Source organism: Aeromonas sp. 600774 (genome assembly GCF_049175075.1).
Classification (GTDB): Bacteria; Pseudomonadota; Gammaproteobacteria; order Enterobacterales; family Aeromonadaceae; genus Aeromonas; species Aeromonas veronii_A.
The window spans coordinates 40,287-54,413 of record NZ_JAAKUJ010000016.1 but is presented as its reverse complement, the minus strand read 5'-3'; the positions used below and the strand labels follow the sequence as shown (position 1 = coordinate 54,413).

At 63.2% G+C, this 14,127-nt stretch carries 11 protein-coding genes; 1 reads left to right on the top strand and 10 read right to left on the bottom strand.

The window, feature by feature from the left end; translation table 11 throughout:
• Positions 1-209: 209 nt before the first annotated feature.
• On the bottom strand, positions 210-1,226 hold the full coding sequence (locus G5171_RS17270) for a lipoate--protein ligase A (RefSeq protein WP_421260488.1): 1,017 nt from the start codon (positions 1,224-1,226) through the stop codon (positions 210-212).
• A 619-nt stretch (positions 1,227-1,845) separates the two neighbouring features.
• Between G5171_RS17270 and G5171_RS17265 the strand changes: the two genes are divergently transcribed.
• Positions 1,846-4,308: a diguanylate cyclase domain-containing protein gene (locus G5171_RS17265; RefSeq protein WP_421251125.1), complete on the top strand. Its 2,463-nt coding sequence runs from the start codon at positions 1,846-1,848 to the stop codon at positions 4,306-4,308.
• Positions 4,309-4,357: 49 nt separating this feature from the next.
• On the opposite strand, the gene G5171_RS17260 is transcribed toward G5171_RS17265, so the two are convergent.
• Genes G5171_RS17260 through G5171_RS17220 form a run of 9 tightly spaced genes read right to left on the bottom strand, consistent with a single transcriptional unit; the run spans position 4,358 to position 14,098 of the window.
• Complete coding sequence (locus G5171_RS17260) at positions 4,358-5,557, bottom strand: ABC transporter permease (RefSeq protein WP_111901241.1); 1,200 nt, start codon at positions 5,555-5,557, stop codon at positions 4,358-4,360.
• A complete protein-coding gene (locus tag G5171_RS17255) occupies positions 5,557-6,771 on the bottom strand; it encodes an ABC transporter permease (RefSeq protein ID WP_421260487.1) in 1,215 nt (404 codons plus the stop codon). The genes G5171_RS17260 and G5171_RS17255 overlap by 1 nt, the downstream gene beginning before the upstream one ends.
• Positions 6,772-7,461 carry an ABC transporter ATP-binding protein gene (locus G5171_RS17250; RefSeq protein WP_421260486.1) on the bottom strand — a complete coding sequence of 230 codons (690 nt, stop codon included), beginning with the start codon at positions 7,459-7,461 and terminating at the stop codon, positions 6,772-6,774.
• Positions 7,454-8,593 (bottom strand): efflux RND transporter periplasmic adaptor subunit, encoded by a 1,140-nt coding sequence (locus G5171_RS17245; RefSeq protein WP_421260485.1) that lies wholly within the window; start codon positions 8,591-8,593, stop codon positions 7,454-7,456. The genes G5171_RS17250 and G5171_RS17245 overlap by 8 nt, the downstream gene beginning before the upstream one ends.
• 27 nt (positions 8,594-8,620) lie before the next feature.
• Positions 8,621-11,797 (bottom strand): efflux RND transporter permease subunit, encoded by a 3,177-nt coding sequence (locus tag G5171_RS17240; protein WP_421260484.1) that lies wholly within the window; start codon positions 11,795-11,797, stop codon positions 8,621-8,623.
• Positions 11,790-12,845, bottom strand: coding sequence for an efflux RND transporter periplasmic adaptor subunit (locus G5171_RS17235; RefSeq protein ID WP_421260510.1), 1,056 nt, complete (start codon positions 12,843-12,845; stop codon positions 11,790-11,792). The genes G5171_RS17240 and G5171_RS17235 overlap by 8 nt, the downstream gene beginning before the upstream one ends.
• Positions 12,846-12,886: 41 nt before the next feature.
• Complete coding sequence (locus G5171_RS17230; protein ID WP_421260483.1) at positions 12,887-13,357, bottom strand: DUF6691 family protein; 471 nt, start codon at positions 13,355-13,357, stop codon at positions 12,887-12,889.
• A 13-nt stretch (positions 13,358-13,370) separates the two neighbouring features.
• Positions 13,371-13,784: a YeeE/YedE family protein gene (locus G5171_RS17225; protein ID WP_064338373.1), complete on the bottom strand. Its 414-nt coding sequence runs from the start codon at positions 13,782-13,784 to the stop codon at positions 13,371-13,373.
• Positions 13,784-14,098 carry an ArsR/SmtB family transcription factor gene (locus tag G5171_RS17220; protein ID WP_005338008.1) on the bottom strand — a complete coding sequence of 105 codons (315 nt, stop codon included), beginning with the start codon at positions 14,096-14,098 and terminating at the stop codon, positions 13,784-13,786. Before G5171_RS17220 ends, G5171_RS17225 begins: the two co-directional genes overlap by 1 nt.
• Between the last annotated feature and the right edge of the window lie 29 nt (positions 14,099-14,127).

The window sequence follows — 14,127 nt, the reverse complement described above, 5'->3', positions numbered from 1 at the left end:
ATTAGTACAGCAAATGTGCGGCCGTTATACCCCTGTACCAGCGGGGCCAACAGTGACAATATCTAATGGCCTACCCTACTTTTTGTCATGTATCAGCCATCACAAGGGCTGGCAAAAAGGCGCCTTTGAGGCGCCTCTTTATATTTCGTGATCTTGCTCCCATCCTGGCTGACAGCGCCCTCAGTACCAGACCATCATCAGCGCAGCACTCAACGCAGGGAGGCCAACAGCCACTCGGCAAACTCCGTCAGCTCACTCTGCTGCTGCGGGAAGGCCGCCAGCCAGGGCTGCAGGCGCGCGGCGACAGCGTCCGGTCGATAGCCGCAACCCGCCAGTTCGGCCGCCAGCAGATCAAACGGGGCCGGCTCCAGAGTATCGCTAAAGAGTTGCGCCCGGGTGATGCCCCCCTTCTCCACATCAAAGTGCAGCTCCACCCCGCCCCAGCTGAACCGCTCCTCCAGCAGATGGCTGAAGGCCGGGGCATGGCCATAGTTCCACTCCCAGCTGCGCTGACGGGCGAAGGTCTCGGCAAAGCCCGGCAGATCCGGCATCTGCTCCGGGGAGATATGCTCGGGCTCAACTCGCGCGCCGTAATGGTGGAAGAAGGCCTCCTGCAGCGCCTCGCTCATCTGTCGATGGTCGATCCCCGGCTGCAGTTCGCACAGATTGGCCACCCGGCTGCGCACCGAGGTGATCCCCTTGGCCGCCAGCTTCTTGGGGTCGGGGTTGAGGTAGTTGGCAAGGCGGCCGAGATCGGCATCCAGCAGCAGGGTGCCGTGGTGGAACCCGCGATCCAGAGTCTCCCGATAGGCCGACCCCGATACCTTGCGCTCCCCGTCCGGGGTGGCCACCAGCAGATCGTTGCGACCGGAGGCAAACGCCTCGATCCCCAATCGCTTGAGCCCGTCCAGCACGATGGCGGTGGAGACGCTCTTGTCATACTCCGGCTTGCCCGCCATGAAGGTGAAGCAGCTGTTGCCAAGGTCGTGGAACACAGCGCCGCCACCGCTGCTGCGACGCGCCAGGGTCACCCCGTCCTCTTCCATGCGGCGGGTATTGCACTCCTTCCACGGGTTCTGGGCACGGCCAATCACCACGGTATTGGCATTGCGCCAGAGGAACAGCACCCGCTGGCCGGGGTCCATCTGGCGGAAGATGCACTCCTCGACGGCCAGATTGAACAGGGGATCGTGAGAGTCGGAGACAAGCAGACGCAAGCGGGACATAAAAAGACCTTATCCGGAACAGGGAGCAGCATGATAACACTGACGGGGTCCCATCACTGGCCCGTTACGCATTAACCGATGCGCAGCAGGTGTGACACATTTGCGTTACACCTGACCGCCCCATAAAAGTATCTATTGATATAACGACACAGCCTGACGTGCAACCACCGAGGAATCGCGGTTAAGCCGCAATCGAAACAATAAAAACGGGAGAAAATGGCTAGAATGCGACCACAGAGATAAGCCATATGGATCTCTTATTAATCACCTGGCTTGCGAGAAACAGCATGTATATATCCAGTGTGATGAATGACAACAAAATGACTACCCAACCCACCGATGCCTCGTTGCAGAGACTTGTTCTCCCCTTGCAGGTTACAAAGAAGTGCTTGAGTCCAGCTTAGAATCTGCTGCTGTTTCACCACGACCGCGACCATGGTCCGTTCTAACGCGCAGCGAGGAACGAGAGGTAAGGTTGATCGCTCCCCAAAAGTGGAGTTCACCCGATAATCGCGCCAATCACGGCAATGCGCGACACCACAGCCCCGGCCCTGCGGGCTGTGTGGCTAGTGCAGAGACATCAACAGACCCTGGACACAGCTCCCGAGAGAAACATTGTATGACGGAGAACGAAGCCCCTCGCCAGCACCTCAGCTGGTTTCTGCCAATGCTGGTCGGTATGGTTATCGCCACTCTGACTTCAATCCCCGTGCGAGCCCGGGAGCAAGTCATCGTCCAGTTGCCATGGCAACACCAGTTCCAGTTTGCTGGTTACTATGCGGCCATCGCCAAGGGGTTTTATCGGGAGGCCGGTCTGCAAGTGACCCTGCGCGAAGCGGATTCCCGCACCGATGTGGTCAGCGAGGTGATCTCGGGAAAGGCCCATTTTGGCATCAGCGGCAGTGATCTGCTGCTGGATCGGGCTGCCGGTCGTCCGGTAGTGGTGCTCGCCGCACTGCTGCAGCACTCGCCTCTGGTTCTGCTCACGCGGGATCGGCCAGATATTCGCAACCCGGCCGATCTGGCCAACAAGCGACTGATGCTGGAGCCAGGCTCCAACGAGCTGCTGACCTACCTTTCCCACCAGACCCGCAGCCGCGACTGGGTCACCCTCCCCTACAAAGAGGGGATACAAGCACTGCTGGCGGGCAAGGTGGATGCCATCAGTGCCTACAGCACTACCGAGCCCTTCTATCTGCAACAAAAAGGGATCCCCTATCGGGTCTTCAGTCCGCGCACCATCGACTTTGACTTCTACGGCGACAACCTGTTTACCTCCGAGCGGGAGCTGATCACCCGACAGGATCGGGTATACGCCTTCCAGCAGGCCAGCCTCAAGGGGTGGCGCTATGCAATGGAACACCCCGAAGAGATGATCAACCTGATCATGGCGCTGTATCCCAACGCTGCAAGTCGTGAACAGCTTGAGTTCGAGGCCCGCGAAACCAGAGAATTGATGCAACCGGACCTTATCGAACCCGGGTATATGCAACAGGAGCGCTGGCAGCAGATCGCCAAAACCTATCTGGAGGCAGGCATGCTCACGGTATTGCCAAACCTCGACCGCTTTATCTACGACCCCACGCAGGAGCGGCTGCGCCAGCAACGGCAACTGCTCGACAAGAGCGTGGCGGTGGCCATGCTTATCACCTTTACCCTGATGACCCTGCTCGGCATCTTCTTGCACCTCTACCTGCGCCTGCGTCAGGAGGCGCTGGATCGCCAACGGCTAACCCGCGAGCTAGCCCAGAGTGAGCAACACTACCGCTTCGTAGCGGAGAACAGCGCCGATGTGATCTGGACCATGGATGCCGCCAGCTTGCGCTTTCGCTATATCAGTCCGGCCATCGCCTCCCTGAGCGGCTACGAGGCCCCCGAACTGTTTGCCCTGCCCCTCAAACAGCTGCTGCCGGATGCTTCAAGACAACTGCTGCGCGAAGAGATCTCTGCCACCCTGGAGGCATGGTTACGGGGAGAGCATGACCAGACCCGCCGGGTCATTCGCACCCAGTTGCGCCACAAGGACGGCCATCTGGTAGCGACCGAGACCATTACTACCCTTCATGGTAACCACAAGACCCAACCGGAGGCGATCCTCGGGGTCACCCGGGATATCACCGAGCGGGCGGCGCGGGAGGAGATGATGCGCCGCCTCGCCTTCTATGACTCCCTCACTGGCCTACCCAATCGCCGCTTGCTGCAACAACGACTCAAGGAGCTACTGGAGCAGGAGACGCCTCGTCCATTGGCTGTGATGTTTATCGATCTCGATCACTTCAAGCCGATAAACGATACCTTCGGCCATGAAACCGGGGATATCTTGCTCAATCTGGTGGCCGAGCGGATGAGCCACTGCGTGCGCAAACAGGACCTGGTGGCACGGCTGGGGGGCGACGAGTTCGTTATCTTGCTGCCGGAGACTGGCGACGAAGTGCTGGCGGTGGCCGACAAGCTACACCAGCAGTTGCGCCATCCATTCCAACTGGAGGAGCAGAAGCTGCTTATCTCCAGCAGTATCGGGCTGGCGCTCTATCCCGAGCACGGGGAGGATGCCAAAACCCTGATGCACCACGCCGATCAGGCTATGTATCAGGCGAAGCATCGCGGCCGCGGCCGGGTCTGCCTCTTTACCCCGGGCCTTGATCCGGAACAGGGTGCCCTGCTGTGGCAACCCGGCCACGAATGCGGTCACCCGCGTATCGATGCCGAGCATCGTCAGCTGTTCGTGCTGACCAATCGGCTGCTGGAGCGGATGAAAGCTCAGCACGACAACCCTGCTCCGTTTTTGGATAGTCTTGAGAGACTGTTAGAGATGGCCCGCCATCACTTCGCTTTTGAAGAGCAGATGCTGGTGGAGATCGACTATCGGGAACTCGCCAGTCACCGTCAGGATCACCTGCGCCTGCTCAACAAGGCAAGCCAGTTGCTCCTCGCCGCCAAAGCGGGGACGCTGGGCAACGACGAGCTGCTCAACTTCATCATTCAGGAGCTGGTGGTCGGACACATGAGTCAGGCGGATCGCCGCTACTTCCCTCTGTTCAGATCTGAGCGCAGCGTGCCGGTTGCGGAGGTGGTCGCCTAGTCCCCCTGTTCAGACCCGAGCGTAACGCACCTCTTGCGAAAGGGGCGACCTAGTCACCGCGCAGGGCAACTACTGGGTCGAGACGCACTGCCCGCAGCGCAGGAGCGACCCCGGCCAGCAGGCCAACCAGGGCGCTGCAACCGAGCGCCAGCAGCAGATAGAGAGGATGGAGGGTGAGCGGCAAGCCGGCCGCCAGCAGGGTGAGCAGCAGCTTGAGCCCCCCGAGCAGTGCCAACCCCATGGCCCCGCCCAGCAGCGCCAACACCACGGCTTCGAGCAGGAACAACAATAGAATGCGCCGCCGTGGGCAACCCAGCGCCATCAGCAAACCCACCTCGGGGATCCGCTCCTGCTGGGCGATGCTCATGATGCTGAAGATGCCGACCGCCCCGATCAGCAGCGAGATAATGCCGAGCCCGCCAACCGCCAGCTTGATGATAGAGAGGATCTTGTCGAGGCTGGTCAGCATATCCTGCTGGGAGGTGAGGGTGAAATCCTCGGCGCCGTGGCGGGCGATCAGCACCCGCCTAATCTGGGCAGTGATCTCGGCCTCCGTCTGTCCGGCGCGATAGATGACGTCGATCTCCTGCAGCCCCTCCTTGTTGAACAGCGCCTGAGCGTGGGCGGCGGGCAGATAGATCATGTCGTCCAGATCAAAGCCGAGAAATTGCCCTTTGGGGGCCAGCACCCCAGCCACCCGAAAACGGCGATCACCGGCGCGCAGCAGACTGCCCGGCGCATCGCCCCCGGGAAACAGCTCCGCCGCCACCTTGGCACCCAGCACCGCATAGGCGCGGGGCATGGCACTGTCGTCCGCGGGCAGAAAACGCCCCTGCACCAGGGTGAGTCGCCAGCCGGAGAGCGCCGCCGGGCCGGTGCCCAGAATGGCGGTGCTGCGGGTGAGCCCGCGGCTGCGCACCTCCCCTTGCCCCTGCACCACAGGGAGCGCCGCCTCTACCCCTGCCAATCTGGCGAGGGCATCGGCATCCTCCAGCAGCAGGGGGCGACTGCTGGAGAGGATGCCGGGCGGGCCGCCGGCGGTTTCGGTCTTGCCCGGGGTCACGGCGATCAGCCGGGTGCCAAATTGGGAGAAGCTGTCGAGCAGATAGAGCCTGAGCCCCTCGCCGATGCCGGTGAGCAGGGTCACCGAGGCGATCCCGATGGCGATGCCGAGCGCCGACAGCAGACTGCGGCTGCGCCCCGCCAGCAAGGCGCGCCAAAGCCAGAACAGCAGATCGGCGGCGCGCATCAGCCACCGCTCCATTGCCCGCTGCGCAGGCTGCTGACCGGATCTTGCCGTGCCGCCCGGGAGGCGGGCAGCCAGCTAAATAACAGCCCGGTCAGCAGGGCCGCCGGTATGGTGCAGAAAGTAGCGAGCAGAGGGACTGCCGCCGGAAATCCAGGCCAAATCACTCCGGCGAGGGCAACCAGGGAATAGCCCAACACAGTGCCAAACAGCGCGCCACTGCCGCTCAGCAACAGCGCCTCCCACAAAAACAGCTGGCGGATCTGGCGACTGTCGGCCCCCAGCGCCTTGAGCAGACCGATCTCGCCAGTGCGCTGGCGGGTGCTGATCAGCGCCAGATTCATCATCATGATGCCGGAGACCAGCAGGCTGATGGCGCCGATGCCGGCAACTGCCAGGGTGAGGGTCGAGAGAATGGTGGAGAAGGTGGCCAGCATGGCGTCACGGCGCACCACGGTTACATCGAGCACCCCGTGGCGCGCCTGCATCAGCTGCTCCAGTCGCTTGACCAGCGGGGGCACTGCTTGTCCCGCCAGCGGCTGGATCAGCAGCCGAAACAGCCCCTCGGTGTTGAACAGCCGCATGGCGCTACCGACCGGGATCAGCGCGGCTTCGGCCATGTCCATCCCCAGATTGCTGCTCTGGCTGGTGAAGACCCCCACCACCCGAAAGCGGCGATTGTCAAAACGCAGCCACTGGCCGACCGGATCGGCCTGACCGAACAGCTCACGGGCCACCTTGGCCCCGAGCAGAACGACCGGGCGATCCTCTGCGGCATCCCCCGGTAGCCAGCGGCCGGAGAGCAGCTCCAGCCCGTGGGTATCGCGCAGCCCGTTGCTGCTGCCAAGCAGCATGGTCTGGCGCAGCCGCGCCCCCTGCTTGGCCTCGGCAAAGCCCATCACCAGCGGCACCAGCCGCACGTTTGGCTGATGCTGGCCAAGGTAGTGCATATCATCGAGAGTGATCTGCCGCAGACTGTTGCCGGTGACCGGCGGCAGCCCGCCGGTGGTCTCCTTGCGGCCCGGGAACATCACCAGCAGATCCTTGCCAAGGGAGCTGAACTGGTCGGCCACATAGCGCCTCGCCCCCTCTCCCAGCGCGGTGAGCAGCAGCACGGAAGTGACGCTCAGACTCACCGCCAGGATCAAGACCAGCGCCCGTGAGCGCTGGCGCAGCAGGGCCACGGCGGCAAAGCGGATCACATCGGGGCGCCGCATTCAGCCACCGCCGCTATCAATGTTGATGCGGCCATCGTTCATCAGGATCCGCCTGCCCGCCCGATCACCGAGGCGCGGGTCGTGGGTTACCACCACCAGCGTGATCCCCTGCTCCCGGTTGAGCACCTCCAGCAGGGTAATCACCTCCTCCCCGGAGCGGGAGTCGAGATTGCCGGTGGGCTCGTCGGCCAGGATCAGCCGCGGCGCCATTGCCATGGCACGGGCGATGGCTACCCGCTGACGCTGACCACCGGAAAGCTCGGCAGGGCGGTGTCCGGCCCGGTTCTCCAGCCCCAGCTCCCCCAGCAACTGCTGGCTGCGACGATGGCGCTCGGCGGGGGCGATCCCGCACAACATCAGCGGCAGCTCGACGTTTTCACGGGCGGTGAGGCGGGAGATAAGGTGAAACGACTGGAACACGAAGCCGATGCGATGACCGCGCAGCTGGGCCAACGCAGGTTCTGACAGAGTGGCGGTGTCCTCCCCTCCCAGCCAGTAGCGCCCCTCGTCTGGCCGATCCAGCAGCCCCAACACATTGAGCAGGGTCGATTTGCCGGAGCCCGAGGGGCCCATCACCGCCAGATACTCCCCCTCGGCAACCCGCAGAGAAACGCGATCGAGGGCGGCCACTTCGCTCCCCCCCAGAGTGAAACGACGGCTGACGGCATCAAGGCGAATGAGATCACTCATCCGTCTGCTCCGTGGCGGCGCTGAAAGGGCCCTCCCCGACAATCTGTCCGGGCTGGGCAGCCAGCCTATCACCGGTAGCGAGCCCCTCGGCCACCTCAATCCAGTTCCAGTTCTCCACGCCCCAGCGGGGCACCACCCGCACCAGCTTATCCCCTTCCAGCCGCAGCACACTGCCATCGTCGGCCCGGCTGCTGGCCGCTACCCGCAGCACATCGGTGGCGCGGGTCACCTCGACCTCAAGATCGGCGCTGTAGCCAATAAGCAGGGGCACATCGGTGGGCAGGGCAGTGAGCGCCGCCTCCACCTCCACTGTGCGGGCCTGCTTCTCCAGCTCCTTCACATAGGGGGCGATGCGGGTGACGGTGGCGGCAAAATCGCGCCCGGGCATGGCGTCGAGCAGTACCCGGGCAGACTGGCCCACCTTGAGGCGGGCAGCATCCACCTCATCGATGGGGGCTGAGACATACAGACAGCGATCGTCGATAAGATCGATAACCGGGGGCATGGCCACTCCGGGCGGTGAGGGGGTCATATATTCACCCAGCTTGCTGTTGACCTCCGCCACCACTCCGGCAAACGGCGCCAGCAGGCGGCGCTCGCTCAAGCGGGCCTCCACCTGGGCGACCTGCGCCTCGTCGACCCGCTCCTGCTGACGGGATGCCTGACAGATATAGCGGCGGGTATCGGCCAGATTCTGGGCCTGCTCGGCGAGGGTGCGGGAGGTGAGATTTTTGGCCAGCAAGGTGGCCAGCCGATTGGCCTCCCGCTCGTAGTAGGCCGCCTCGCTGCAACGCTCCTCGCGCTGGGTCTTGCCAAGGGCCTGCTGGGCACGGGCACGGGCGAGATCGGCGTGAATATCGTCACTCCAGAGGGTCAGCAGCAGATCTCCCCGGGCTACCCGCTCCCCGGCCTTAACGGCGATCTGCTCCACCACGCCGCCACCGGGCAGACTGAGCCCGGCCCGCTGGCACGACTTGATGGTGCCGGCCCGGGTATTGACCACGGTGACCAGCACATCCCCCCGCCCGACCTCTGCCAGCCTGATCGGCGTCGGCTGCGGTCGCCACCACCATGCTGCCGCAGCCACCGCTAGCACGGCGCCACTTCCCCACCACAACCAACCTCTCTTCATCGCGCATCCTTTCGCTAGTGACTCCCGTCATGAGCGTCGGGAGAGCAGGGCATAATAGAGCAAGGGTATCACCACCAGGGTGAGCAAAGTGGAGACCAGGATCCCGAAAATCAGGCTGATGGCCAGTCCGTTGAAGATGGGATCATCGAGGATAAACAAAGCCCCGATCATCGCCGCCAGCGCCGTCAGCATGATGGGTTTGGCCCGCACCTGCGCCGCTTCGATCACCGCCTGCTCGAACGCCACTCCGGCGCTGCGCTGCTGCTCGATAAAGTCCACCAGCAGGATGCTGTTGCGTACGATGATCCCGGCCAAGGCGATCATCCCGATCATCGAGGTAGCGGTAAACTGGGCCCCCAACAGGGCGTGGCCCGGCATCACCCCTATGATGGTGAGCGGAATCGGGGCCATGATGATGAGTGGCACCAGATAGGAGTGGAACTGGGCCACCACCAGCAGATAGATGAGGATCATCCCCACCCCGTAGGCTAGCCCCATGTCGCGGAAGGTCTCGTAGGTGATCTTCCACTCACCGTCCCACAACAGCGCCACCTCTCCCAGTTTATCCGGCTGCTGTACGTAATATTGGGGCAGGTCGATATCGGCACCGACGGCAAACATGCCGTAGAGCGGGCTGTCGGTGTGGCCACCCATGTCGGCCACCACCATCACCATGGGCTGCATGTTCTTGTGCATGATATAGCTGGGGGCCACCTCATCACGGCGACTCACCAGCTCGGAGACCCGCACCAGCTGACCGCTCTGGCTGCGCACCTTGAGGGCCAGCACACCCGCCAGATCCCGTTTGTCACCGGGGGCCAGTTCGATGCGGATCGACACCGGATACTTGGCGCCGTGACCCTGCAGCCAGCTGGCATCCTGATAACCCACCCCGCCATTGAGGGTGTTCACCAGGTCGCCGAGATCGACCCCGAGCAGGGCCGCCTTGCTGCGATCCACCACCAGCCGCCACTTGGGCTGCGGGTCGGTCAGATAGATATCCACATCCACCAGATCCGCCGTGGCCACAAAACGGGCCTGTACAGCGCGAGCGGCCGCTTCGCGGGCGGCCTGAGTCGGGCCATAGATTTCGGCAACGATGGGGGACCAGACCGGCGGGCCGGGGGGCACCTCAACGACTTTCAGGTTGCCCCCTGCCGCACTGGCGATGGCCTGCAGCGGCTCCCGAACCGACTGGGCAATCTGGTGGCTGCTGCGATCCCGCTCATGCTTGTCCACCAGATTGACCTGAATATCCCCCACGTTGGCGCCGCTGCGGATAAAGTAGTGACGAACCAGGCCGTTGAAATTGATGGGGGCGGCGGTGCCGGCATAGATCTGGTAATCCTTCACCTCTTCCACCTTGGCAAGCTCCCGCCCGACCGCCAGCAGGGTGCGCTCGGTCTGCTCCAGGGTCGCCCCCTCCGGCATATCGAGCACCAGCTGAAATTCCGACTTGTTGTCAAAGGGGAGCATCTTGAGCACCACCCACTGCACCACCGGCATGGCGGTGGCGGCCCCGACCAGCAGCAACACCACCAGCCAGAGTTTGCGTCTGGCGCGCTTGGCGCCATCACCGATCAGGAAAGGAGTCATCAGCCGGTGAAAAAGACCCGCCTTGGCCTCGCCGTGGGCACCGTGCACCGAATCCTTGAGCAAATGGCTCGCCAGCCAGGGTGAGAAGATAAAGGCCACCAGCAGGGAGATAAGCATCCCCATACTGGCATTGATGGGGATGGGGCTCATGTAGGGGCCCATCAGGCCACTGACAAAGGCCATCGGCAGCAGGGCCGCAATGACGGTCAGGGTCGCCAGTATGGTCGGCCCTCCCACCTCGTCCACCGCCCCCGGAATCAGATCCTTGAGCGCCCCCTTGCCCAAACCGCGATGGCGGTGGATGTTCTCCACCACGACTATGGCGTCATCCACCAGAATGCCGATGGAGAAGATCAGCGCAAACAGCGACACCCGGTTGAGGGTAAAGCCCCAGGCCCAGCTGGCAAACAGGGTCAGTGCCAGAGTGATGACGATGGCAACGCCAACTACCAACGCCTCGCGCCAACCCATGCTCACCAGCACCAGCAGCACCACCGCTGTGGTGGCAAAAATCAGCTTGCCTATCAGGGTGTTGGATTTGGTCTCGGCGGTGACGCCGTAGTCCCGGGTCACCGTCACCTCGACCCCGGCAGGAATAAGCCGGTTCTGCAAACTTTCGACCCGCGCCTCCACCCGCTTGGCCACATCGACCGCGTTCTGGCCCGGCTGCTTGCCGATGGCCAGGGTCACCGCCGGATAACTGGCCTGCCCCATCCCCATCCAGCTGCGTTTGGTCGGAGTCTCCTGACCCAGAGAGACCTTGGCCACCTCCCCCAGATAGACCGGCTTGCCGTCGTGCAGCCCCACTACCAGCTCGCGGGCCTCCTGCTCGCTTTGCAGAAACTGCCCCACCTGCACCTTAATCTCACTGTTGTTCTGCTCGATAGCCTGTGTCGTGCCCACCTGATTGGCGGCCGCAAGTCGCTGGCTCAGCTCGCCCCAGCTGATGCCGTGGGCACTGAGGGCCGCCGGATCCGGCATCACCCGCAACACGGCACTCTGGCTGCCCAGCGTGTAAATATCGCGGGTACCGGGAATGCGCTTGAGTTCGGTCTCCAACTCATGGGCGACCCGGGTCAGCTCGGGTGCCCCCAGTTGCTTGCTCCCCTCTTTGCTCCACTCTTTGCTCCATAAGGTCAAACTGACGATGGGGACATCGTCGATCCCCCTCGGTTTCACCAGTGGCTGACCGACCCCGATCCCCTGTGGCAACCAGTCGCGGTTGGAGTCGAGCTGGTTGTTGAGATCGACGATGGCCTGCTCGCGGCTCACCCCCACCTTGAACACCACCACCAGCAGGGCGCCATCGGGTTGGGAAAAAGAGTAGAGGGTATCAATGCCCTTTATCTGGGAGACCACCTGCTCGGCAGGGGTGGTGACGAGAGAGGCCACTTCAGCCGGGCTGGCTCCCGGGAAGGGAATATAGACATCGGCGAAGGTGACATCGATCTGCGGCTCCTCCTCCTTGGGGGTCACCAGCACTGCAAACAGACCGAGCAACAGCCCCACCAGCGCCAGCAGCGGCGTGATGGCCGAGCCCTGAAACAGCGCAGCCAGCCGACCGGCAGGCCCCAGCCTCTCCTTGTTGCCGTTCAGCTCGCTACTCATGGGCCACCTCCTGCTGCTGCGCCCAGGCATCGGGAGCCAGCTTGTCACCGGCTTGCAGCCCGGCCAGGATCTCGCACTGCCCTTCAAAGCAATGGCCGACCCGCACCGGCGTCAGGGCCCAGCCAGCGGGCTGCTGCAGATAGACGCCATTGAATTCCCCTTGCCGCAGCAGGGCGCGATCCGGCACCTGCAACACCTGACGCTCACCCTGCTTGAGCTGCACCTTGAGCCACATGCCGGGCAATACCCCGGCGGTTTGCGGCGGCAAGTCGAGGCGCAACCTGAAGGCGTGGCTCTGGCTGTCGGCATAGTTAAAGCGGGTCAATTTGACCGGGGTAACAGACTTGCCATCCGGCAGCAGCACCTGCACATCCGCAGGCTCACGAGCCAGCGTCAGGGCGGATTGGGGCAACTCCACCTCCACCCGCAAGGTGTCGAGAGAGAAGCCGGAGAGCAGCGGGGTACCGGGGGCGACAGTCTCCCCCAGCTCTACCAGCCGTTTGGTCACTACCCCTGCATAGGGAGCCAGAATGCGGGTATAACCGTAGGCCTCGCGGGCTTGAGTGAGAGCCGCATCGGCAGCGTTCACCTCGGCGCGGGCGGCGCGATCCGTCGCCTGGGCATTATCGAGCTGGGCGCGGGTGATCACCCCCTTGGCAATCAGCGCCTGAAAGCGGGCGAGCTGGCGCTCGGCTTCCACTTGCTGAGCCTGCGCCCGCGCCAGCCGCGCCTCGGCCCCCGTGACGGCGGCAAACTGCTCTTTGCCGCTGATCTCCAGCAGCGGTTGCCCCGCCTGCACCTGATCGTTCACATCCACCAGCATGCGGGAGACCCGGCCGCTGGTCTGGGCCGCCACCGTCCCCTGATTGATGGCACTGACAGTGCCATCCAGCGTCAGCCAGTCGGTCACCGCCTGTGGCGCCACTGTCAACGGGGGCACTGTCAGTGGGGCAATAGGCTCCCCGTCTGCGGCAAGGGCCCGGGGGGATGTCATGGCCTGCGATGTCATCACCAACAAGGTGATCCCCAGCAACCGGATCTTTTCCATCATTACTCTCCTTCCCTGGCATCATCAGTCACTTCACGGGATCAGCCGGTATGGGACTGGCGCACCTTACCCTTTCCCCGAGCTGGCGCCTTGGTCAGCACCCTGGCCAGCCCTCTGTCAAACAGCAAGATCCCGGCAACCATGGCCGCTATAAACAACATTATCATGGGCTGCCCGCTGGAAATGAGACTCAGAGCAGGCCCCGGGCAGATACCCACCAATCCCCAGCCGATGCCAAACAGCGCGGCCCCGCCGATCAGCCTGCGCTCCAGCCGAGGGGCTGGTACGGCTGCGATGGGCTCCCCCAGCACACTCTGGCGACGGGGTTTCACCAGCAGAAAATAACCCGGCATAAAGACCAGCAGAGCGCCCCCCATCACGAAGGCAAGGCTGGGATCCCAGGCCCCGGTCAGATCGAGAAAACCGGTGACCCGGGCGGGATCCATCATGCCGGAGATGGCCATCCCCAGTCCGAACAACACACCCGCAAACAAACTTGTCAGCAACTTCATGGCAATCAGCCCCTTACAGCAGATGATGAGTGACGAAGACGGTGATAAAGCCAGCCGCCATAAAGGTCAGGGTGGCGACGATGGAGCGCAGGGAGAGCCGCCCCATGCCACAGATGCCGTGGCCGCTGGTGCAGCCATTGCCAAGACGGGTACCGATGCCGACCAGCAGACCGGCCAGCAGCACTACAGGCCAGCCGGGCAAGGTGGTGAATGCGGGCATGGTGGCCCAACCCAGAGTCAGCGCCAACCAGGCGCCCGCCCCCAGCCCCAGCAGAAACAGCACCCGCCACGGTGCTCGGTGTTGCAGCGCACCGGCCAGAATGCCGCTGATCCCGGCCACCCGGCCGTTGAACAACATCAGGATCAGGGCCGACAGCCCCGCCAGCATGCCACCGCCCAAAGAGAGCAGCCATTGGCTTTCCATCATCAAGATTCCTTATTTTCTGAGTGACAAAAATGGGTTTGCAGCGCCCCCAGCACATCGGCGGCCGCCTCGCTCACCAGCGAGTAGTAGATCTGCTGGGAGACCTTGCGCGAACGGATAAGGCCGTAGCGCTTCAATACCGAAAGTTGCTGGGAGAAGGCCGACTGCCCGAGTTGGCTATGGGCCAGCAGCTCCCCGACCCCCTTCTCCCCCTCCACCAGCTGGCAGAGCACCATCAGGCGTTCGGGATGAGCCAACGCCTTGAGCAGGGAGGCGGCGGCTGTCGCATGTCTGTTCATCTCGTCGAATTGGCTCATAAGAGTAAATTAGCAATTGCTGATATTTG